At 40.1% G+C, this 21,506-nt stretch carries 19 protein-coding genes; 14 read left to right on the top strand and 5 right to left on the bottom strand.

The features are described 5' to 3' along the window. Positions 1–4: 4 nt before the first annotated feature. A complete protein-coding gene (locus ACMVDV_RS09475) occupies positions 5–1,687 on the bottom strand; it encodes a chloride channel protein (RefSeq protein ID WP_304182330.1) in 1,683 nt (560 codons plus the stop codon). Positions 1,688–2,147: 460 nt separating this feature from the next. Between ACMVDV_RS09475 and ACMVDV_RS09470 the strand changes: the two genes are divergently transcribed. The 11 genes from ACMVDV_RS09470 to ACMVDV_RS09420 all read left to right on the top strand — a co-directional run bounded on the left by ACMVDV_RS09470 (position 2,148) and on the right by ACMVDV_RS09420 (position 15,147). Continuing rightward, a complete protein-coding gene (locus tag ACMVDV_RS09470) occupies positions 2,148–2,981 on the top strand; it encodes a MipA/OmpV family protein (RefSeq protein ID WP_416157949.1) in 834 nt (277 codons plus the stop codon). A gap of 11 nt (positions 2,982–2,992) precedes the next feature. Beyond that, positions 2,993–3,424: a DUF3019 domain-containing protein gene (locus ACMVDV_RS09465; protein WP_416157948.1), complete on the top strand. Its 432-nt coding sequence runs from the start codon at positions 2,993–2,995 to the stop codon at positions 3,422–3,424. A gap of 26 nt (positions 3,425–3,450) precedes the next feature. After that, on the top strand, positions 3,451–4,140 hold the full coding sequence (locus ACMVDV_RS09460) for a winged helix-turn-helix domain-containing protein (RefSeq protein WP_182731507.1): 690 nt from the start codon (positions 3,451–3,453) through the stop codon (positions 4,138–4,140). Position 4,141: 1 nt separating this feature from the next. Beyond that, positions 4,142–5,434: an ATP-binding protein gene (locus tag ACMVDV_RS09455; protein ID WP_416157947.1), complete on the top strand. Its 1,293-nt coding sequence runs from the start codon at positions 4,142–4,144 to the stop codon at positions 5,432–5,434. A 279-nt stretch (positions 5,435–5,713) separates the two neighbouring features. Then, positions 5,714–7,393: a phosphoethanolamine transferase gene (locus ACMVDV_RS09450; RefSeq protein ID WP_416157946.1), complete on the top strand. Its 1,680-nt coding sequence runs from the start codon at positions 5,714–5,716 to the stop codon at positions 7,391–7,393. Next, positions 7,390–9,093, top strand: coding sequence for a ShlB/FhaC/HecB family hemolysin secretion/activation protein (locus tag ACMVDV_RS09445; RefSeq protein ID WP_416157945.1), 1,704 nt, complete (start codon positions 7,390–7,392; stop codon positions 9,091–9,093). Before ACMVDV_RS09450 ends, ACMVDV_RS09445 begins: the two co-directional genes overlap by 4 nt. A 29-nt stretch (positions 9,094–9,122) precedes the next feature. After that, positions 9,123–9,515 (top strand): diacylglycerol kinase, encoded by a 393-nt coding sequence (locus tag ACMVDV_RS09440; protein ID WP_416157944.1) that lies wholly within the window; start codon positions 9,123–9,125, stop codon positions 9,513–9,515. 202 nt (positions 9,516–9,717) lie between these two features. After that, a complete protein-coding gene (erpA, locus tag ACMVDV_RS09435; RefSeq protein WP_304182329.1) occupies positions 9,718–10,056 on the top strand; it encodes an iron-sulfur cluster insertion protein ErpA in 339 nt (112 codons plus the stop codon). A gap of 156 nt (positions 10,057–10,212) precedes the next feature. Continuing rightward, positions 10,213–11,307, top strand: a complete 1,095-nt coding sequence (locus ACMVDV_RS09430; protein WP_416157943.1) for an efflux RND transporter periplasmic adaptor subunit — start codon at positions 10,213–10,215, stop codon at positions 11,305–11,307. Positions 11,308–11,311: 4 nt separating this feature from the next. Then, positions 11,312–14,389, top strand: a complete 3,078-nt coding sequence (locus tag ACMVDV_RS09425) for an efflux RND transporter permease subunit (RefSeq protein ID WP_416157942.1) — start codon at positions 11,312–11,314, stop codon at positions 14,387–14,389. Positions 14,390–14,907: 518 nt separating this feature from the next. Beyond that, on the top strand, positions 14,908–15,147 hold the full coding sequence (locus tag ACMVDV_RS09420; protein ID WP_016708680.1) for a helix-turn-helix domain-containing protein: 240 nt from the start codon (positions 14,908–14,910) through the stop codon (positions 15,145–15,147). A gap of 87 nt (positions 15,148–15,234) precedes the next feature. Here ACMVDV_RS09420 and ACMVDV_RS09415 read toward each other — a convergent pair whose 3' ends face one another. From ACMVDV_RS09415 to ACMVDV_RS09400, 4 genes are read right to left on the bottom strand one after another with little or no spacing between them, the layout of a single operon-like run. Beyond that, positions 15,235–16,614, bottom strand: coding sequence for an AmpG family muropeptide MFS transporter (locus ACMVDV_RS09415; protein ID WP_416157941.1), 1,380 nt, complete (start codon positions 16,612–16,614; stop codon positions 15,235–15,237). Positions 16,615–16,659: 45 nt separating this feature from the next. Further along, complete coding sequence (locus ACMVDV_RS09410) at positions 16,660–17,280, bottom strand: peptidylprolyl isomerase (protein WP_416157940.1); 621 nt, start codon at positions 17,278–17,280, stop codon at positions 16,660–16,662. Between the two features lie 2 nt (positions 17,281–17,282). Beyond that, on the bottom strand, positions 17,283–17,837 hold the full coding sequence (locus ACMVDV_RS09405; protein WP_416157939.1) for a YajG family lipoprotein: 555 nt from the start codon (positions 17,835–17,837) through the stop codon (positions 17,283–17,285). Positions 17,838–17,839: 2 nt separating this feature from the next. Then, positions 17,840–18,988, bottom strand: coding sequence for a methyltransferase (locus ACMVDV_RS09400; RefSeq protein WP_416157938.1), 1,149 nt, complete (start codon positions 18,986–18,988; stop codon positions 17,840–17,842). A gap of 42 nt (positions 18,989–19,030) precedes the next feature. Between ACMVDV_RS09400 and ACMVDV_RS09395 the strand changes: the two genes are divergently transcribed. The 3 genes from ACMVDV_RS09395 (at position 19,031) to fabV (ending at position 21,307) form a co-directional block, all read left to right on the top strand. Continuing rightward, entirely contained in the window at positions 19,031–19,627 is a 597-nt protein-coding gene (locus ACMVDV_RS09395) for an alpha-ketoglutarate-dependent dioxygenase AlkB family protein (RefSeq protein WP_416157937.1), read from the top strand. A 74-nt stretch (positions 19,628–19,701) separates the two neighbouring features. After that, positions 19,702–20,013 (top strand): BolA family protein, encoded by a 312-nt coding sequence (locus ACMVDV_RS09390; RefSeq protein ID WP_416157936.1) that lies wholly within the window; start codon positions 19,702–19,704, stop codon positions 20,011–20,013. A 100-nt stretch (positions 20,014–20,113) separates the two neighbouring features. Further along, entirely contained in the window at positions 20,114–21,307 is a 1,194-nt protein-coding gene (gene fabV / locus ACMVDV_RS09385) for an enoyl-ACP reductase FabV (protein ID WP_416157935.1), read from the top strand. Positions 21,308–21,506: the final 199 nt, after the last annotated feature.

Genomic DNA, 21,506 nt, shown 5'->3' with positions numbered 1-21,506 from the left:
TTAGTTAAAGTAAGCTATTACGTATGGTGAGGATATGGCGGATCTGATCCCAGCGCATAATTCCCATAATTTGTTGATTATCGAGTAAGTTATAAATATACACAGCGCCACTGCGTTTATCTTTTAGTATATCAAAAGCATCCGCAAGGGTTGCTTGGCTGCTGATCCCCTGCAGGCTGATATAGTTTATAGCGATGTTTTGATCCGACATTAAACTTAAATCATATTCTGCGAGTCGGTAGCCATTTTCAGCATCATAAACAATCAGTGGGGTTTGGCTATCTACCGCATTTAATGTATTTTCGATTTGTTGTTTGTCATCTGAATACAGTAATTTAAAGTTTTCATCCATTTCGTCCATCACCCCCACCTTTTGCAGCGCTTCGGTCGCTGGTGATACTTGATAGCTTAAGCCTTGAAAATCCAGTTGCTGTAAAAATATCGAGCGATTACCAAATATTTGTAATGCAGTAACATAGGCGGTCGTAATAACCAACATGGCTGGGACAATAATCTCTTGGCTTGAGGTAAGCTCCATCACCGTAGTTAAAGCCGCAAGCGGGGCGTGTAGGGTGGCTGCAAGTAAACCTGCCATCCCTAATACACTGTAAGTGCCCGCTATATCAACACCAGGACTAATAAATTGCGCAAAAAATGCCATTAAGGTGCCCATTAATACGCCAAGCCCGATCACTGGGCCAATAATGCCACCGGGAATACCTAAGCCAATAGCAAACAGAGTGGCGAGTAATTTAGCGATTAAAATGGTAGTGAGCAGTTGTACATCTTCAGGGGTTTCTACTGCGAGCGTTATTGCACTCATACCCGAGCCCATCGCTTGTGGCACTAAATAAGCGATGCCGCCAGCAATCAGGCCAGCCAATAATAGTCGTGGGAACATGCTCAAGGGTTTAAAAGTACGGATGATCAACATTAAATTTTGGTTAAACGCATAGGCAACGGCGCCCAGTGCAATACCAAATAGGATTAAAAATGGGTAGTGCCAACCACTTAGGGTGGTGATGGTGATAAGTTCTAGTTCAGAGGCATTACCAAACACAAACTGGGTCGCTAATGCGCCGGTAACGGCAGCGAGCATAATAGGCACAAAGATATGCACTTTGTACTCACGCATGACCACTTCCATTACAAAAATTACCGCAGCCAGTGGGGTGTTAAATGACGCTGCAATGCCCGCAGCAACGCCACAACCACTGAGGGTACGCATAGCGTTATACGGTAAATGTAATTTGTCGGCTAAGATACTCGCGCCGGTTGCGCCCATATGTACCGACGGTCCTTCACGACCAACCGAAAAACCACTGATCAATGCCAATGCACCACCAACAAATTGATTAACCGTGTTATACAACGGCATTTGTCCGTAATGACTTTTAATTCTATGGATTACGAAAGGAATACCTAATCGATAATGTTTAAAACCAGTCAAAGCCGCGAACAGAGCAATTAAAAAAGCGGCAACAATAGGCATTAAAACCCGTTCTAGGGGCGGTAATGTGGTGAAATTATCAGGGCTATCAAGGAACAGTCCTTGAAAAAATAAAATAGTTAGACGAAATAGAATGATCAAAAACGCCGCAATTAATCCAGCACTTACGCCGAGTAAGCACAATTGCACCGATGTTTTTGGCTTTGCCAAGCGACGCCTAAGCGTTTCAAGCCACATGCTTTGTTCCTCGCCACCTATTCCAGCGAGCAGTTTAGCAAAAGTGTCACAGTAAGTCCTTTTGATTTTAGAATTATCTACACATAACCAAGGATTTACTCTTGGTTAAATTAGTGGGCCGAGTGATGACTAGAGGCCTGATATTAGTAATGAAAGAAAATATTTTACAGGTCATATTAAAAGGTAAAAGTTAGGTCGCAGCTCTATCGGTCAGTTATAGCTGCACCGCCATCTTCCTAGCAACACTTCTTATTAGCTTAATTTAGGTTTATCAATTGTACTTAAACAATTTTTAGATTGATTAGATTAACTAGGTTGTTTATTCTTTAGGTACTTTTTTATTTTAACTAATGTAATCTTAGAGTCTACATTTTGTTACATACTCAGCATCTTGATACGTTTTTTTAGGTATCAAAGAATATAATGGATGGGTGATTAATCAATAAGGAAGTCGGCGTAAATGTATTCACCGCTCAAATACCTACTAGTCGTTATTTTATTATTTTGTTTTTCGTCTTTTAGTCATGCCGCAGACTTAACAAGAGAGATCGGTTTAAATATCGATAAAAGCAGTGAGCCTGAAAACTTTTTTGAAGTCGGTTTAGGACTAAATGCTTTTAATCGTTCAATGATTAATGTTGATGATAAAGAAGATCTTGATATCGGTATCACAATCATTGGAAGTTATAATTGGTATAACTTTTTTGTCGATTTTGCTAACCAAGCACCTGATTCACTTGTTTTTGGCTATACCGCATACAACAAAGAAAACTGGTCATTCGATGTTATTTTTACAGGTCCCGGTTCGGGGTTAAGAAAAAAAGATAACCAAGTTAATTTTGAAGGTATTGATGAGCGAGATGTAAATACTATGCTCGGAGGTCGATTAACGGGTTACATTGGTGAAAATGTTGTGCAATTGACTCTTAAACAGGGTTTAACGAGCAGAAATGGTGGTGCTGTAGCCTCAGCTCTCATTGGTCGCAACTGGCAAATAAGAAATTTGAACTTTCATAGCATTTTCGCGCTGTCGTTTCGCCAAGCTAAGCTTAATGACTATTATTATGGCGTTTCAAAAGAAGAAGCTGCAAGGACTAATTTTGCAGCATATGACGGCAAATCCTCCCTCAATTTTGATTCATCATTAGGTTTAACTTATCCTATTTCAGAAAACGTATTGCTGCGTGCAGAAGTTTTCTTTGGTTCGGAATTCGGTTACAACGAAAGCCCGCTATTTAGTAAGCAACAAGACTTTTATACTGGTATAAGTTCAAGCATTAGTTATGTATTTTAAGTGGATAAACAATGACGCTAACTAATCAAACAAGCTTACAGAGTAAACTTATTATGTACTTGGGCTTATTTTTTCTGTTTCAGTTGGCAATGAGTAGTGCATACGCAGCGAACCATTCGCGCAAAGAAAACGAATTACTTGTTACACCTAAGCGTTGTGTTGCACTGCGAAAAGGGCAAACGTGTTATCAGCAGGTTACTTTTAAATGGCATCAAGAAGAGCTTGGCGATTATTGCTTAGTCGAGCTGTCTGAGTTGCGTAACGTAGAATGTTGGACGCAAGTCAACAATGCTGAATTCAGTTTTGATTTTCAATCAGATTCAACTCGTCACTACGCGCTTCGAAAAAGTAAACAGAATAACAATATCGCTACGGTTATTATTACAGTGTCATGGGTATTTGAATCCTCTAAACGGCCTAAATCAAGGTGGAAGTTATTTTGATCGAACAGATAAATCCTCAGCATATAATGTTAGTTGAAGACGATATGTCTTTGGCCGAATGGTTTAGTGATTACTTAACTGAACATGGTTATTTGGTTACTTTAGTTAATCGGGGGGATATGGCGGTTGAATTAATCAAAAGCGATATTCCAGAACTTGTTGTGTTAGATATTATGTTGCCTGTAAAAGATGGTTTTGATGTATGCAAAGAAGTACGTAACTTTTATCATGGGCCTATTTTAATGATGACTGCCCGTGATGATGAAATGGACGAAGTTTTGGGGTTAGAATTAGGGGCTGATGATTATGTAACAAAACCGGTGAAACCACGGGTATTGCTATCTCGAATTAAAGCTTTGTTACGACGCTTAAAAACCCATCATAACACTGCAAATCTAACCGAAAATCATATACAAATTGGTCAGTTGAGTATTGATGCTAATTCTCGTGCTACTAGGCTACACGATCAGCCTGTTGCAATTTCATCTAACGAATTTGATTTACTTTGGTATCTAGCGCAATCTGCAGGTCAAGTTGTTAGCCGTGCGGAGTTGTTTAATCAACTCAGTGGTATTGATTATGACGGGTTTGATCGCCGTGTTGATATTATTGTATCTAGATTAAGAAAAAAGCTTGGTGATGATGCTAATAACCCATGCAGGATCAAAACTGTGTGGGGTAAAGGGTATTTATTTGTAGCAGACGCTTGGTCCTAATGTGAAGAAGCTGATCGTCTCATTAGTCGTTGTAATACTCTCTGCAATTATATTTTTAGGCTGGGGTTTAGATAGTTTTTTTAACGAGTATCAGCATAAAAAAAACACGGATGAATTTAGCCCTTATAGGCAAATAATTAACTCATTAGCAAATACGCTTGAAGAAACGGGTAATCTTGCACAATTTGTAAGCGCTTGGCAACAGCAAAACCAGCAACAACTAACACTAACGCCCATATCTGAATTTCCTTTACCTATTAGTTTGCGAGATAGTTTCAGTCAGGGCCATCCTCTGGTTCTTGAATCTACTGAGTTGATCACCGTAAATAAGCTATTACAAACTCAGCAACAAGTATTGACGCTCAGTATCCCACAGCAAGGCAAGCAACAAGATAATCTCGCGCTACAAATTATTTTAACAACCATATTTTATTTGGGGGTTTTACTGTGTGCCTTTATTTGGCTTGGCCCTTTAATTAAACGATTACAGCTACTAAGAAATACGGCAAAACGCTTTGGTGAAGGTGATTTCTCTGCTCGTATCAATATTTCAAATTCGTCTTATATAATTGATATTGAAAATGAGTTTAATTTTATGGCGGAGCAGATAAATACTCTAATTAAGGATAACAAATTATTAAGTAACGCGGTGTCACATGATTTACGAACTCCATTAGCTCGATTACGCTTTGGTATTGAAGCCCTTGGCGAGACGAATAACCCAAAAAACAAAGAAAAGTATGTCCGTCATTTGAGTCGAGATATTCAAGAAATGGAAAATCTCGTTGCCGTTTTACTTAATTACGCCAGTTTAGAGCAGAAAATGATTAAAGTTAAACGCATGCCTCTAAACTTAAATGCTTTGATAAAATCAGCTGTGTGTAACCTTACTTCAAGTGATGCTTGTTCGGTTGCAATGGATATAGCCAAATTAGCCAAGGAAAATATAATCATTGATGGTGATGAGAATTATTTAGCAATGTTAATTAATAATCTACTTTCAAATGCACAGCAATATGCAGCTAAGCACGTGCGGATAACAACACAGCAAACATGTAATAGTGTGAGCATGTGTATTGAAGACGATGGCCCAGGCATTTCAAAAGAAATGCGCGAACACGTATTTAAACCGTTTACCAGAGGTGAAAGCGACACCATTCAACAAGGTTATGGAATGGGGTTAGCTATTGTTGTTAGAGTTGCCGCATGGCATGGTGGCAAAGTGTCTATTAGTCAATCAGAAGTGTTAGGAGGAGCTAAGTTTACGGTGGTTTTTAATCGAGCATCACACTGATCAGGTTTAAAAACTCATCGCTGCTAAGTATTTAATTCATATATTGCGTTCCCTTTCTTAAAGTTTCATCATTTTGACATACTTCGCAAAAATATGTTGTATCAGAATGTCGTAATCAAAGTTAATTATTCCTCATAAAACACCGCAACAACTTTGTACATAAAGCTACATTCTAAAAGTTTTGAACGTGCATCCGTACATATTACAACATCTTCATACAGCTCTGATTTTTTCATCAAGTTAAGCTATTTCCCAACAATGGAATTGGCTATAAACAAGATGCAAAAAATTACATTTACTTATTTATTATCAAAGTTTTATTCACTAAATGAAACCGCGGGGAAAGCTAAAGAGCAGCGCGTTATTTCCCCCTTTACTTTATTATTCAGTTGCTCAGTATTTATCGTCTTAATGGCAAATACAGTGTTCTTTGACAAACTCAACGCTTTATATCCTTGGCAAGAAAACTTGAGTTTTATTATCTCGTTAAGTCTGTTGCTTTTGAGTCTGAATCTTTTCGTGATGTTTGCTCTTAATATTTTACTACCCACCAAAGTCGTAGTGTTAGTGATGCTATTGATTGCTGCAATGGTTGATTATTATGGCGTTGTATTAGGGGTGCTGATTGACAAAACGATGATCCAAAATGTTGCTGAAACAAACCTCGCTGAAGCACAAGAAATAATTAATTTAGGATTGTTCAGTCGAGTTATATTTATGGCTATTTTACCCGCTGTTTTATTGTTGTTTATGCAAGTGAAAAATAGCACTTGGTTACAACGGCTGCGTCAACAGGCTATCAGTATCACCATGATTATGGTGTTGATCCCCATACTTATCGCACCGTTTAGTGCGCAATACACCAGTTTTTTTCGTTTACATAAAGAGCTTCGCTATTACACTAATCCTTTATATCCAATTTACTCGGTGTTCGATTATTTAGCAGAACAAACCGCATCACTAAACTCGAAACAGTTTATCAACCTCACGACACAGATAACTAAAAATAGCAGTACGCGAAAACCTAAATTAATGATTTTAGTGGTCGGTGAAGCAGTAAGGGCTGATCACCTCAGTTTAAATGGCTATTCACGCGACACTACACCAAATATGTCAAAGCAAGCGGGGCTCATTAATTTTAGCCAAGTGAGTTCCTGCGGTACGTCAACAGCAGTGTCTGTGCCTTGTATGTTTTCATTTTTTGGTCGTGATGATTTTACTGTGAGCAAAGCTAAGTATACTCAAAACGTTCTTGATGTACTCGCTGCAAGTTCAGTGAGAGTAAGCTGGCGTGACAACAACTCTAGCTCAAAGGGTGTTGCCGATAGGCTGATGTATCAAAGCTATCGCAGTTCAGAGGTTAATACAATATGTGATGTGGAATGCCGTGACGTTGGCATGTTGGTTAATTTACAGCAATACATTGATCAACACAGCCAAGACACCGTTATTGTTTTACACCAAATGGGTAATCACGGGCCTGCTTATTTTAAACGTTACCCGAGCGAGTTTGAGTTTTTTACACCTGCTTGCCAATCGGCAGAGTTATCAGAGTGCAGTCAGCACGAAATAATTAATGCATATGATAATGCAATCCGCTATACAGATCATTTTTTGGCTGAAGTGATCAAGCTTCTGCAAGCCAGTTCTGCGCAATATAACACCGCTATGCTGTATGTCAGTGATCATGGTGAGTCACTTGGTGAAAACGGGCTTTATTTACATGGTATGCCTTATGCTTTTGCGCCCGATGCACAAACACATGTCCCTATTATTTCTTGGTTTTCAGCTCCTTATATTGATATTGAAAAAACTAAAGCACATCAGGATGACGCTTATTCACATGACACCATTGCGAATACTCTACTGACCTTTTTTGAAGTTAATACCAACATTGCTGATGAGTTTAATGTAACCCCGCCTCTTTTTTATCTAAAGCCGAAGGGGGACGATAAATGAACACTATAAAATTGTCTCAACAGTTGCATCATAGTGAGTTTAATATAGGTAGTGAGCTAAGCTCTCGATTTAAAAAGCTAATCAATCAAGGAATTAAAGCCAGCTTTATAGCGTTTTTTATTAATAGCTTTACTGTAAGTGGTCAGGAAGTTGAGTGCGCGTCAAAAGCTGATAGTGAAGAGTCTGTTACGATAGATAAGCTCACACTTATTAGCCATCCTGTATTTGATGAGAGTCAACCAGACAGCTTATATCTGCACAGTTTAGCTAACTGGTTACATATGAATACCCAACAGCATGTTGTGGAAAAGCTACTTCCTTTTGCTCAGGCTGACGTTATTTCTCGAGCGCAGTTTGCTGAGACTGAGCGCATACTTAATCAGTATTCGTTTTTGCGTAAAAGTCGAGTTAGCTTGATTGAGGATTGCGAGAGTCAGCAAGAAAATGAGCTTAAAGTTGAAACGTGGGATACTTGGTCACTAGTACCTTATATTAGTTTTGGTCGTCGTGCCGGCAATAATAAATATGCTTTTGGTTTTAAAGAAGATAATTTCTTAGGCTTAGGGGTTCATGCAGGTGTGCAATATAAAAAAGACCACCTGCGATCAGGCTATCAAGTTGCTTTTAGTATGCCGCTTAGTTTTCCTAAACAATCAACTGTTGAACTTGAATTTGCTGATAATGATGATGGACAAAAAACCTACCTTGCTTATTCAAAGCCCTTTTATCAGCAATCATCTAAGCAGCAACATTTGGCGTCAATACTCAAGGAAAATCGTCGTGACAGTATTTATCAAAATGGTGAGCTTGCATGGCAATTCTCTCATGAAGTTGAGCAGTCTACTTTAGCTTTCGGGCATTTAATAACTCAGCATCGATTGGGAGCGGTGCGAATGCATTTAGGGATCAACAAAGAGTTACACCGTTTTACAAGTTTGGATAGCGCGATATTAGCCGAATTACCTTCAGATCGAGAGTTTACCTTCCCTTGGATAGGTTTGGAATATAGCCAAGCAGATTATCAGACATTCGCTAACATTCGCTTTATCGATCATCGTGAGGATATTAATTTAGGCTGGCAGTTAATAAGCAAAATAGGTGTAGATATTAGCTCATTAAATACTGATGAAAGCCAAGGTGTTCACTTTGAAAATATTTTATCTAAAGGTATGCAATGGCAAAACACGCTAATGCTGTTTTCTACAAATTACAAAGCTTATTGGCAGAGGGAGCAGCCTGATCACCAACAAGTAGCAGCAGAGTTTGAATTGTATCAACACCTAACACCTCGTTGGGCCGGTTACTTTAAAGCGCAATGGCAAACAGAAAAAAATCAATATCTTGATATACCGCTTGCTTTAGGTGGAGACACCGGAGTTCGTGGTTATGCAGAGCAATATCAACATGGTGAGCATTTATGGTCAGCAAGCGCCGAGCTGCGTTATAACCCCCATTGGGAGTTATATCAGTTGGTGAATGTTGCATGGGCAGCATTTGTCGATAGCGGTAAGGCGTGGGGGCAAACACCGGGAACTAATAGTACAGATACAACCTTACAGAGTATCGGTATTGGCGCAAGGCTGTTTTCATCTCATTCAAGTGAAGGCAATGTTGTTCATATGGATATTATTAAACCTCTTACGATGGGCCCTAATGTTGATAGTTGGCAGTGGCGGGTGCAAGTAAAACAAAGTCTTTAAATTCATTTTAACTATAATTAGGAATAACGATGAAAAATATAATCAGTAGTGTAAATAAGCCTAATGGTAAAGGGATCAATCGAATTATTAAAGCCACACATTGCTCTTATAAGGGGTTTATAGCTGCATGGCAATATGAGTCAGCATTTAGGCAGGAGTTTGTAATGGCTATAATATTACTACCATTTGCTATCGTCTTGTCATCTTCGATAAGTCATTTATTTTTATTGATCAGTAGCTTAGTGTTCATTTTATTTGCCGAAATAATCAACTCGGCTGTTGAAGCGCTTGCTGATGCAGTTACGTTAGATCACAATATACTCATTGGTCGAGCGAAAGACCTTGGCTCAGCAGCGGTATTTATATCGTTAAGTATATTTACTACCGTATGGGGCTATGCCATCTATAGCTACCCATTTTGATACCAAAAAAGTATTAAAGTAGTAAATTAACACCGCGCTTCTGCTGCTGATTGTACGTCGTTTTTTTATTAATTGGCCAAGCTTAATTGGTGAGAGCTTAAAATGTGCATATCGCCTCAAAGCTTAGTAAGTAAACGCTATACTTGATTAAAACACTCGGGTATTAGATAATCAAAACAATGTAGGTATAGAGGGTTATGGTATGTCAGAAGAATTACCCATTAAGTTCAGCGATGCAGCTGCTGTTCGCGTTAAACAGTTAATCGACGAAGAAGAAAATCCAGATCTAAAACTGCGTGTTTATGTCACAGGCGGAGGGTGCTCTGGTTTCCAATATGGGTTTACTTTTGATGAAAAAGCAAACCCAGGCGATTTAGAAATTGTCAAAAATGGCGTAACCTTAGTGGTTGACCCAATGAGTATTCAATATTTAGTTGATGGTGAGGTGGATTACACCGAGGGACTTGAAGGCGCACGCTTTTTTGTTGCCAACCCCAATGCAACTACCACCTGCGGGTGTGGCGCTAGTTTTAGCGTTTAAAGGCATTGATTAAAGTCGCAGATTGCGGCTTTTTTATTGGCTAAAATTTATAATATTAAGATAACGTTCTAATCTTATTGCCTTAAAACAACTACGTACTCTATTATTCATACAATCATCTTGCGCACTTATTATTGATCGCTAAAAGGAAACTTTGTGTTGAAAAAGCTTGCTCAGCAATTAGAAGAAAAACCCTATATTCTCGCCATAATCATTGTTGCAGCTATTTGTATCTGGATGGGGTCAGGGTCAAGTCATGCTAGTAATGAAGAGCTACAAAGTAATATTGACAAAGTAGCTAAAGTTCAAGTGGTGAAGTTAGTCGCTCAAGATATAAAAAAGACCTTGTCGTTTTATGGTAAATCAGAGCCAGATAAATTAGCGCGAGTTAGTGCACGCCAAGCCGGTGAAGTTGACAAAATCTATGTTGAAGAAGGGCAGTTTGTTGAGCAAGGTGCATTGATACTTGAGTTAGATAAATCCGATTTAGTCGCTCAGTTAAGTTCCGCCACGGCATTATTAAAGCAATATACGGCTGAGTATGAAGGTGCTCTTTCACTTAGAGATCAAGGCTTGCAAGATCGCATACAAACCATGCGTAGTGAAGCTGTGCTAGCGCAAGGAAAAGCGCGTCTAGCTGGGCTTGAATTACAATTGGAGCGTACCGAAATTCGCGCGCCATTTAGTGGCATTATTAATACCCGCTTAGTGCAGTTAGGCGATTATGTTGCTATTGGTGATACTATTTTAGAGCTGGTCGATCTAGATCCTCTAATTGTACGTGCCGATGCAACACAAAAAGAAATCACGGGTTTGCAAGTTGGTCAAGCTGTGCATGCCCATGTTTTAAATGATAAATCATACCCAGGGAAAGTGCGTTATATTGCCTCAGTAGCAGATGACAGTACCAATACGTTTCGTATTGAAGCGGCATTTGCTAATCCTGAGATGAAATATAAAGCGGGTTACTCGACTCAACTTGATATCTCGCTCGACTCAGCGCCTGCGATGCTATTAAGTCCCGCCTACATGGCACTGGATAGTGAAGGCAATATCGGTGTGAAGGTGATTGACGCTGAAAATCGCGTAGAATTTAAAAATGTTAGCCTTGCAAAATCAACAGCAGAGGGCGTGTGGCTGTGGGGATTAGGTGAAACAGCAAATGTGATCACTTTAGGGCAAGGTTTTGTCAGAGCTGGCGATATTGTTGAGCCTGTGTTTGTCAAAGCTGATACTACGACGGGCGAGTAACGGCATGAAAAACTTAATTGAAGCCTCGCTTAATCACACGCGTACGGTACTGCTGATTTTTACTTTATTATTGATATCAGGCTGGGTGACATACCAAAATATTCCCAAAGAAGCGAACCCCGATGTCACCATTCCGTTTATTTATGTGTCAATCATTCATGATGGTATTTCCCCAGAAGATGCTGAGCGGTTGCTAGTAAGGCCAATGGAGATTGAACTGCGTTCTATCGAAGGGGTAAAAGAAATGACTGCGGTGGCCAGTGAAGGTCACGCTTCAGTTACACTGGAATTTATGGCAGGAATGGATCCTAAAGAAGCACTGGCTGATGTACGCGACCGCGTGAGTCTTGCCAAAGCTAAATTACCCTCAGAATCCGAAGAACCTGAAGTACATGAAATTCTCATGGAAGATCAGCAACCCACCATTACTTTAACGCTCTCTGGTGACTCACCTGAACGCGGCTTATTAACCCTTGCACGTAATTTAAAAGACGAGCTTGAAAGTATCTCTAGCGTATTGGAAGTTGATGTCGGTGGTGACCGCGAAGACATGGTTGAAATTGAAGTTGATCCGCTTGCGATGATTTCATATGGCCTTGAGCCAAGTGATATAATTCAATTACTCTCTAACAACAATCGGTTAGTCGCTGCAGGTACCTTGGATACCGGCAAAGGGCGGTTTGCTGTAAAAATTCCTTCGGTATTTGAAACCATTCAAGATGTGATGGAACAACCTGTTAAAGTGGTAGGCGATCGTGTCGTGCGCTTTATGGATGTAGCTAAAATTCGCCGTGCTTATAAAGATCCTAGTTCAATAGCGCGTATTAATGGTCGCCAAGCGGTGTCTCTAGAAGTGAAAAAGCGTGCTGGTGAAAATATTATAGACACAGTAGCACAAGTGAAAGAAGTGGTCAGCCAAGCACAAAAAATGTGGCCTGAGCATATTCGAGTTGATTACACCGGCGATATGTCAAAAGACGTTGAGATGATGCTCGCTGATCTGCAAAACAATGTGTTATCAGCTGTATTACTGGTGGTCATTGTGATTGTTGCCGTGCTTGGAGCACGTACCGCATTTTTAGTGGGGGTAGCTATACCTGGTTCATTTTTAACCGGTATTTTAGTGATTTCCTTATTTGGCTTAACCGTTAATATCGTGGTGTTGTTTGCGCTGATCATGGCGGTCGGCATGCTGGTGGATGGCGCGATTGTTGTTACTGAATTTGCCGATAGAGCAATGAGTGAAGGGAAATCACGTAAGCAAGCTTATAAAATTGCTGCCGAGCGGATGGCGTGGCCAATTATTGCATCAACGGCTACGACACTTGCAGCGTTCGCACCGTTAATATTTTGGCCGGGAATGATGGGTGAGTTTATGAAATACTTGCCCATCACTTTAATCGCTACATTATCAGCATCATTATTGATGGCACTGGTGTTTGTGCCAACGATCGGTGGCTTGATTGGAAAAATTAGGCCGTTAACCGCATTGCAAAAGCAAGACTTGGTGATTGCTGAGTCAGGTGATTTAACTCAGTTGCAAGGTTTTGCGGGGCGTTATGTACGGGTATTAAATCGAGCGCTTGATAAGCCATGGTGGACGCTGCTCGCTGCCGTTGTGTTCTCAATTTTAGTGTTTGTCGGTTTTGCGGTATCAAAGTTAGGGGTCGAGTTTTTCCCAGATGTTGAGCCAAATGGGGTGAACATTAAAGTACGCTCATATAGTGATCTGTCTATTTATGAAAAAGACCTGATCATGAAAGAAATCGAAACCCGTATTTTAGCCGTTGAAGGTATTAAAACCTTGTATGCGCGCACCGGTGGGCAAGATCAAATCGGTTCATTTCGACTAAATTTAAAAGAGTGGCATGAACGCCCGCCAGCCGAAGATATCATCACCCAAGTTAATGAAATTACTGCAAGCTTTGCGGGTGTTGAGATTGAAATGCGTAAGGATGAAAACGGTCCAGGTGGTGGTAAAGCACTGAGTATTGAACTGAGTTCAAAATTTCCTGAGGTATTAAATCAGCAAGCTAAAGTGATCCGCGCAGCGATTGAAAACGATGGTGCATTTCGAAATGTTGACGACACAGCTTCAAAACCTGGGATTGAGTGGCAGTTAAAACTCAATCGAGCCGATGCAGCCCGCTACGGTGCAGATGCGGCTATGCTCGGTGCTAATGTGCAGTTAATTACTAATGGTTTAAAGTTAGGTGAGTATCGTCCTGATGATGTTGACGACGAGATAGATATTCGAGTGCGCTTTCCTCACGACAAGCGTGATTTAAGTCGTCTGGAAACGTTACGTGTGAAAACCATACATGGCCAAGTACCAATTAGCTATTTTGTTGAACGACACGCAGCCCCTAAAGTGGATACTATTCGCCGTGTTGATGCTCATCGCGTGGTGACCATTAATGCCGATATGAAAGTGGGTGAACAACTTGCCAAAGCTTTACCACGCTTACAAGCGCAGCTTAAAGAGCAAGGTTTAGACCCTAGAGTTAAAATTAAAGTCCGTGGCGAAACCGAAGATCAAGATGAATCAGAGGCATTCTTGAAAAATGCCTTTTTAGTTGCGCTATTTGTGATGGGAATTATTTTAGTTACTCAGTTTAATAGTTTCTATCAGGCCTTTTTGATTTTAAGTGCGGTGGTATTTTCGACTGTTGGCGTGTTCTTAGGCTTATTAGTGTTACAACAACCCTTTGGTATTGTCATGTCAGGCATTGGGGTTATTTCGCTGGCCGGCATTGTGGTGAATAATAACATTGTGCTAATAGATACTTACAATGTACTAAGAGCACAAGGGCTTGCTGCAAAAGATGCCATTTTAAGAACCGGTGCACAGCGATTGCGACCAGTATTATTAACAACAGTGACAACCATTTTAGGGTTAATGCCGATGGTGTTGCAGGTCAATATTGATCTATTTAATCGCACAATTGATTTTGGTGCACCTTCAACCCAGTGGTGGGTGCAATTAGCGACCGCTGTTGCGGGCGGTTTGGCTTTTGCTACCGTACTAACGTTAGTGTTGACACCTTGCTTACTGATGTTACGCGAACGGCGCAGGGCGTAATATTGGTTTATTTTTAGTCACTCACGCGGTATGAGTGACTTGCATCATTAGAATAAAAAAGCCTAACACCATGGCAGAAAAGACTAAAATGTATATAAAGCCCTTCTTACCTTGTTTAATAGGTATCTTATTTTGCTTAAGAAAAAAGTACCAAATTAAGCAAAGAATAATTGGCATGAGGAATAATAATCGGAACATAAACTTCTCTCTTTGGTGATGATTATACAGTTTAGTAGCATAACCATTTAATTTTAAAGTTAAAAATAATTTATCGTAAAAAGGGTTCATTTCAATAAATTATTTGTTACATTAACGAGGAACTAATACTAGACTATTAACTTTAATATTTGTTATTACAATAAAGTTAATAGTTTATAATAGCAATTACCTAAAAAAGGTATTTGGCTGAAATTAGTTATTCCACATGAGTATGAATAGTATATAATGTATCCAAGAGTGAGACGGGCAAAATTTCACTCTTAATTAAACTTTAAATCATCTAGTAGGAGATGTTTTTTATGATGGGTAAAACAGTTTCTTCTGAAGAAAACTCAAAACTAACCAAGTGGCTTAAAACTAAGCGTCACGAGAAAGGTCATACAATGCGTAGCCTTGCTCAAGTACTTGGTACACCGCATTCATTTATTGGTAAAATTGAAAACCAAGAGCGCCGTTTAGACGTGATTGAATTTTTACGTTATTGTGATGCATTAGAAGTCGACCCGTATGAAGGTTTAGGCTTATTAAAAGAAGACTAATAGTTAGTTTTTTTAGTCAGTGCAGGGAAGCGCTTTCACCAGTAATTTATTCCCTACCACTTGCAAACTTCCCCCTCCAAAAACACTTTATGTATTCCCGTGATAGCTATTTTCTAACGCATACAAACGATGCCGAATTAGGTATAAAAAGATCAGTGATGGCAACACCATCAAGGCTGTTAAAATAAAGAATAATGACCAATTGCCACCTAGCCAATCATCAATTACTACGCCGCTATAACTCGACAGCAATGTTCGTCCTAAATTTCCTAGTGAAGCTAGCAGCGCATAGTGAGTTGCACTAAAAGCTCTGTCGCAGAGCATAGATATAAATGCCACCATAGCCACTAACGACCATGCTTGAGTAAAACCGTCCACCACCACAGCCATCGCATACAAATGCTCTTGAGGTCCTGCAAGAGCAATCCAAGAAAACATTAAGTTGGATGCCGCCATTGCTACACCACTTATAAATAAACCTTTTACGATACCGTATTTATGATTAAAAATACTGCCTAAAAAGGCAAAAACGATAGTAATTAAACCCGTTCCCAGCTTTGAGTAGTTGGCAATTTGTGTATTGCTAAAGCCGACTTCTTTATAAAACACAATCGACATACGGGCTAAGAATGCTTCACCAATTTTGAATAAAAAGATAAAAGCCAGTAGCGCAAGTGCCGTTTTTACGCCATTACGAGCGAAGAACGTTTTAAATGGGTCGAGTACAGTAACAGCCAACCATGCTGCAACTTTAGTTAAGTTAGTCTGCTTACCCAGTGCCAATTTTTGCTGATAAATACGTTCTAACTCAGCATGCACGGCTTCACGATTTGATTCAGGCTCTTTCGCCCAAAACACACAACTCATAAGTAGTAACATTACAATAGCTAAAAAGTAATACACTTGCGGCCAGTCAATGCTTGGTATATCCGCCATATAAAAGGGAATTGCGCCAAGTAGCGCATAACCGCTCCACCAACCTGAGGTTGCCATGGCCGCCGCTGCCGTCGCTTTATGACTCTCATTTTCATCTAAAGTATCAATACGAAACGCATCAATAGCGATATCTTGAGTGGCAGAGGCAATGGCTATAAGTAAGCATAAAGCTGCAGCGATAGCTAAATGGGCGGTAATATCGAGCCCTGCCAGTAAAATAACACCGAGTAAAATAAAGCCCTGACAAAGCAGTATCCAGCTACGGCGTTGGCCAAGCCAACTATAAAGAATAGGGAGTTTGATACGGTCAACTAAAGGTGACCATAAAAAGTTGATACTGTAGGCGCCAAAAACAATGCCGAATAAACCAATCATACTGCGGCTAAGACCTTCATCTTTGAGCCAGGCTGACATTACTGAGCCAATCAGTACCCAAGGAAAGCCACTGCTCATGCCAAAAATAAACACATTTATAAGTCGTTTATCTTTAAAGTAAGAAAAATATTCTGCTATCGACAAATTTTTAGTCATAACGCCTTCAATGGCAAAGAGAGTCAAGCGCTCTCTTTATTATAGTTATAATGGAGTTGGCTCTAATACGGTCATATTTAAAATAACAACGGGGGTTTTTGGTACAAAGTCATAACCAATTTTTTCATTAAATCCCGTTTCAACTTGCATGATTTTATCAAGTGTTTCATAGCCTTCCATTACCATGCCGAATACAGCAAAGCCCCAATCTTTACCAGGGTTTAGATGATCGTTATCATCCATGTTAAAGAAAAACTGACGAGTTCCAGAGTGCGGTTGACGATCTTGATAGGCCATGGCAATGCTGTACATATCATTTTTTGAACCATTGCCACTTTCATTAAAGATAGGTTCGCCTTCATAAACACCGTCATACTCTTTATCGTAGCCACCGCCTTGAATAACAAAATCACGCTCGTTTTCTACATCACGCTCAACACGATGAAATACGGTGCCTTTATAGCTATCATCCATCACATAGGTTAAAAAATTATTGACGGTAATTGGGGCTTTTGAGCGATCCATTTCGATCACTATTTTGCCCATTGAGGTGGTGATCTCTACGCGAGGAAACATATTGTTTTTCTGCACAAAGCGTCCTTCAGTTGCTGCTATAAGTGGTTGGCTAAGTAGTAATAAAGCAGCTAATAAAAATACACGTTTCATGATTATCCTTCTAAAAATGCAAGTAATTCAGGGTCTGATACCATGCGGGTTATTAGTTGTTCAGTCAACTTATTGAGTTGACCTTCAATTTTAGCTCGATCATGACCCAAAGGTCCTGCAAGGCTCGCATTGCCACGGTAGATTTTACTAAAGTTACTGCGGCTACGAATAACCCGTACACCGAGTTCGATTTTTGCATCGCTGGTATGGGAGACCATTTTTTCAGTCACCACCGCTTGTAATGTATGAATATCAACTTCAAAGCGCGTGGTTGCTAAATTTGAAATGCTGGCGCCATTACGACTCAGCGCGCTATCGAGGGCACTTTTAATTGACTCTGTTAGTCCTTGACTGGCAATGGTTTGGGTTTTATCTGAGGTGATCAATTTTAATGTCGCAGGGTCACCACGTAAATCAATCACACTGGTGCTTAAACTTTGATTAATTGAGCTTAGCTTGCCACCTTGATAAACCGGATTTAAGATCAGTTGATTCGGCTGACTACTACAAGCCGACAGTGATAATAAGGCACAGCAAGGTAAAATGTATTTCATCATGGTTATAGCATTCCATTATTTTTAGTCGCACTTAATACTACAAACTTTTTATTTGCACCAAGTAACTCACAATTGCCAAACATGCGTTTTAGTTTGTCATGGTAGTCTAGATGACGATTACCAATAATACGCAATTCCCCCCCATTTTTTAAGGTGTCTTTGGCTTGCTTGAACATTTGCCATGCAATGTGATCGGTAACCGCTTGCGCTTGGTGAAAAGGTGGATTACATAACACAATGTCGACACTTTCACGCTCAAAGCCAGTTAAGCAATCGTTTTCGATAAATGCACATTGCTCAAACTTGTCTTCCATATTCAGTTCTACAGTCAGCCGTGCAGATTCAACAGCCATGTACGATTCATCAACAAACGTCACTTGCGCATTAGGGCAGCGCGCCAGCGTCATTAACCCAACCACGCCATTGCCACAGCCTAAATCAATAATACTTTTTGCTTTATTGGTTTGTGGTAAATAGTCAAAAAAGAACCGCGCACCAATATCAAGTGAATCACGCGAGAATACATTGGCATGATTACTAATGGTAAAATTGGTGCCTTCTAGCGGCCAGCTTACTGGGAAATCTGCGGCTTTATAACCACCTGCTGCGTGGCTAATAATAAGACGCGATTTTTTCACTGCTAAACTGGTTTTTGTTTCGCCAATAAATTGCTCAAACGCTTTAATGGTTGAGTTGTGCACATCTTTGGTTTTCGCAGCGCCAATAACCAGCGTGCCTGGTGCAAGTACTTCACTGAGTTCAGACAATTGGTATTGTAAAAAAGCCAAGGTGCGCGGCACCTTTAAAATCACTAAATCAACCTGCTCAGGTAACGCCGATAAACTATCAAGTTGGCTAAACGCTGTTGTGGCAATTTTATTCTCAGCGAGGTTATAAGCGGCAGCTTGGTGACTAATATAAGAGTCATTGACTGAACAAACCGTTAACTGGCGTTTGCTAAAATAACAAGACAATGCACCAAAGCTATCATTTAAGATCAGCAAAGAGCGACAATCAGGATAATGTTCAGTAACATAGTCGATTAAGTACTCGTCTGCTGAATCCCAAGCCTGTAAGCTACGGTTTTTTTGATCTAATGGAAAGCGTTCAAGAGTAAAGGTTGTATCGCCGAGCTGTGCTTGCGTGGTCATAATAGTTAGTGATCAGTAATCAATTGATAGGTAAATTCTAACATGCAACGGCAAAAGGCCAACCCTCATATGTTACCAAATGGCTTTTCTTACCAAAGAAAGGCGTTGAGCGCGCAAAAAAGCCTCGATTTATTTTATCATCTGCAGCAAAACCTAAATTGGCAGCAACCCAATACCACCGTTTACGGGCGCACAGGGCCAATTCCACGCTTACATTGTTTTATCAGTGATAATGATATTGAATATGGCTATTCCCACAGTAAATTAGTGGTTGAGCCTTGGCTGGCTGTTTTATTAGCGATACGCAAACGCTTAGAGGGTCACTTACAACAGCCTTTTAATTCTTTGTTGGTAAACTATTATCGCGATGGCAACGATACCATGGGCTGGCACAGCGATGATGAAATAGAACTTGGTTTTCAGCCAACTATTGTGTGCATCTCTTTAGGCGCAGAACGGGTGTTAAAACTCAAACATAAGGCCACTAACACCGTAACCGACTTATTGCTCCACAGTGGCAGTTGTTTAGTGATGCATGGTGACAGTCAACGAGATTACCAACACGCGATAGCGAAGCAAACGACCTTGGCTCATCCGCGTATCAGTTTGACGTTTAGGTATATAAAGCAAACTCCCTAACTATAATTTTGTTAGCCAAGGCGCTTGGCAACTTGTTATAGTAAGGCAATAAATCAGTTTTAAAGTGAGCATGTATGTCAATGCAACAACAAATAGCAAGCAAATTAGCCGATGCGATAGCGTGTAAGCACCTTAATGTGGTCAACGAAAGCCATATGCATAGTCGTGGCAGCGATTCGCACTTTAAAGTTGTGGTGGTAAGTGAAGAATTTAGTGGTAAGCGTTTATTACAACGCCATCGGCAAATTAATGAAATTTTAAAAGATGAGTTAGCCAATCATATTCATGCATTAGCAATTCATACCTTTACCCCAGAAGAATTTAGTGAGCAAAGCGGTCAAGTTGCAGACTCACCAAGCTGTTTAGGCGGCTCTAAATTAGATTAACGGCCAGGTCTGATAGGGCACAACACTCATCAGACCTGTATTTTTACAATTAGCCTTTAAACTAGCGCTAATTTTTATTGAGATAGATATAGGATGATCAATGGTCATTAAGCCTAAAATTCGCGGTTTCATCTGTACTAATGCCCACCCAGTTGGCTGTGCAGCGCACGTACAAGAACAAATTAACTATGTAAAACAGCAAGGCGCATTAACAAATGCCCCTAAAAATGTACTCGTTATCGGTGCTTCAACTGGTTATGGCCTTGCGTCTCGTATTACTGCTGCATTTGGCGGTGGCGCTAAAACTTTAGGTATCTTCTTTGAAAAAGAAGGCACAGAGCGTAAAACGGGTTCTGCGGGTTGGTATAATACTGCGGCATTTCAAGCTGCCGCAGACGCTGAAGGTTTATGGTCTAAAAATATCAATGGTGATGCGTTCTCTAACGAAATCAAACAAAAAACGATTGATACAATTAAAGCGGATTTAGGCAAAGTTGATTTAGTTATTTACAGCCTAGCATCGCCGCGTCGCACTGATCCAAATACCGGCGAAGTGTATTCTTCTACCCTTAAGCCAATTGGTAATGCAGTTACGACTAAGAACTTAAATACTTCAAAGCGTGAAATTGACGAAATTACCGTTGAAGCGGCGAACCAAGAAGACATCGACAACACTATTAAAGTGATGGGCGGTGAAGATTGGGAAATGTGGATTGATGCGCTTAAAGAAGCTGATGTACTTGCTGATAACTTTAAAACCACGGCTTATACCTATATTGGTAAAGAGTTAACATGGCCAATTTACGGTCATGCAACAATTGGTAAAGCAAAAGAAGATTTAGACCGTGCAACCGTAGCCATTAAAGAATCAACGAGTGCATTAAACGGTGAAGCATATGTGTCGTCACTGAACGCAGTAGTAACCCAAGCAAGTTCAGCTATTCCTATTATGCCACTTTATATTTCTGCTTTATTTAAAGTAATGAAAGCGGATGGCACTTATGAAGGCACCATTGAGCAAATTCATGCGTTATTCACTGAAAACCTATACGGTGATTCACCTCGTTTTGACGACGGCGGCCATTTATTCCAAAACTACAAAGAGTTGGAAGATGACGTGCAAGCGCGTATTCAAACGGTGTGGGACAGCGTAACCACAGCAACAATTGACGAATTAACTGATTACGTGGGTTACCACAATGAGTTTTTACGTTTATTTGGTTTTGGTATCGACAGTGTTGATTACGAACAAGACGTTGATGCAGTCGCACCGATTGCAAATATGATTGATTAATTCAGCCCTGTTTATTTAAAAAGTCGCTGCGGCGACTTTTTTTATGGCCAAGTGCTTTTCCCCCTCTATTTTTGTTTAATTTCCATCTTGCCTCGCGAGCAATAGCACTTTGGTCTATATTGAATTTTATTCAAATGTAGCGATTGAGCTAAATAACGACACTTGTCGTATAAATTTCATATTTACACTCGCATAGTAG

The organism is Pseudoalteromonas sp. ASV78 (assembly GCF_047806705.1).
Taxonomy (GTDB): Bacteria; Pseudomonadota; Gammaproteobacteria; order Enterobacterales; family Alteromonadaceae; genus Pseudoalteromonas; species Pseudoalteromonas prydzensis_A.
Note: the sequence above shows the minus strand (reverse complement) of the source record. Positions and strands in the feature narration are given on the sequence as shown.

Bases quoted from the DNA above. Each gene is read 5' to 3' on its own strand.
- ACMVDV_RS09475 (WP_304182330.1), bottom strand. From the start codon at position 1,687: ATGTGGCTTGAAACGCTTAGGCGTCGCTTGGCAAAGCCAAAAACATCG.
- ACMVDV_RS09470 (WP_416157949.1), top strand. From the start codon at position 2,148: ATGTATTCACCGCTCAAATACCTACTAGTCGTTATTTTATTATTTTGT.
- ACMVDV_RS09465 (WP_416157948.1), top strand. From the start codon at position 2,993: ATGACGCTAACTAATCAAACAAGCTTACAGAGTAAACTTATTATGTAC.
- ACMVDV_RS09460 (WP_182731507.1), top strand. From the start codon at position 3,451: ATGTTAGTTGAAGACGATATGTCTTTGGCCGAATGGTTTAGTGATTAC.
- ACMVDV_RS09450 (WP_416157946.1), top strand. From the start codon at position 5,714: ATGCAAAAAATTACATTTACTTATTTATTATCAAAGTTTTATTCACTA.
- ACMVDV_RS09445 (WP_416157945.1), top strand. From the start codon at position 7,390: ATGAACACTATAAAATTGTCTCAACAGTTGCATCATAGTGAGTTTAAT.
- ACMVDV_RS09440 (WP_416157944.1), top strand. From the start codon at position 9,123: ATGAAAAATATAATCAGTAGTGTAAATAAGCCTAATGGTAAAGGGATC.
- erpA (WP_304182329.1), top strand. From the start codon at position 9,718: ATGTCAGAAGAATTACCCATTAAGTTCAGCGATGCAGCTGCTGTTCGC.
- ACMVDV_RS09425 (WP_416157942.1), top strand. From the start codon at position 11,312: ATGAAAAACTTAATTGAAGCCTCGCTTAATCACACGCGTACGGTACTG.
- ACMVDV_RS09420 (WP_016708680.1), top strand. From the start codon at position 14,908: ATGATGGGTAAAACAGTTTCTTCTGAAGAAAACTCAAAACTAACCAAG.
- ACMVDV_RS09415 (WP_416157941.1), bottom strand. From the start codon at position 16,614: ATGACTAAAAATTTGTCGATAGCAGAATATTTTTCTTACTTTAAAGAT.
- ACMVDV_RS09410 (WP_416157940.1), bottom strand. From the start codon at position 17,280: ATGAAACGTGTATTTTTATTAGCTGCTTTATTACTACTTAGCCAACCA.
- ACMVDV_RS09405 (WP_416157939.1), bottom strand. From the start codon at position 17,837: ATGATGAAATACATTTTACCTTGCTGTGCCTTATTATCACTGTCGGCT.
- ACMVDV_RS09400 (WP_416157938.1), bottom strand. From the start codon at position 18,988: ATGACCACGCAAGCACAGCTCGGCGATACAACCTTTACTCTTGAACGC.
- ACMVDV_RS09395 (WP_416157937.1), top strand. From the start codon at position 19,031: ATGCAACGGCAAAAGGCCAACCCTCATATGTTACCAAATGGCTTTTCT.
- ACMVDV_RS09390 (WP_416157936.1), top strand. From the start codon at position 19,702: ATGTCAATGCAACAACAAATAGCAAGCAAATTAGCCGATGCGATAGCG.
- fabV (WP_416157935.1), top strand. From the start codon at position 20,114: ATGGTCATTAAGCCTAAAATTCGCGGTTTCATCTGTACTAATGCCCAC.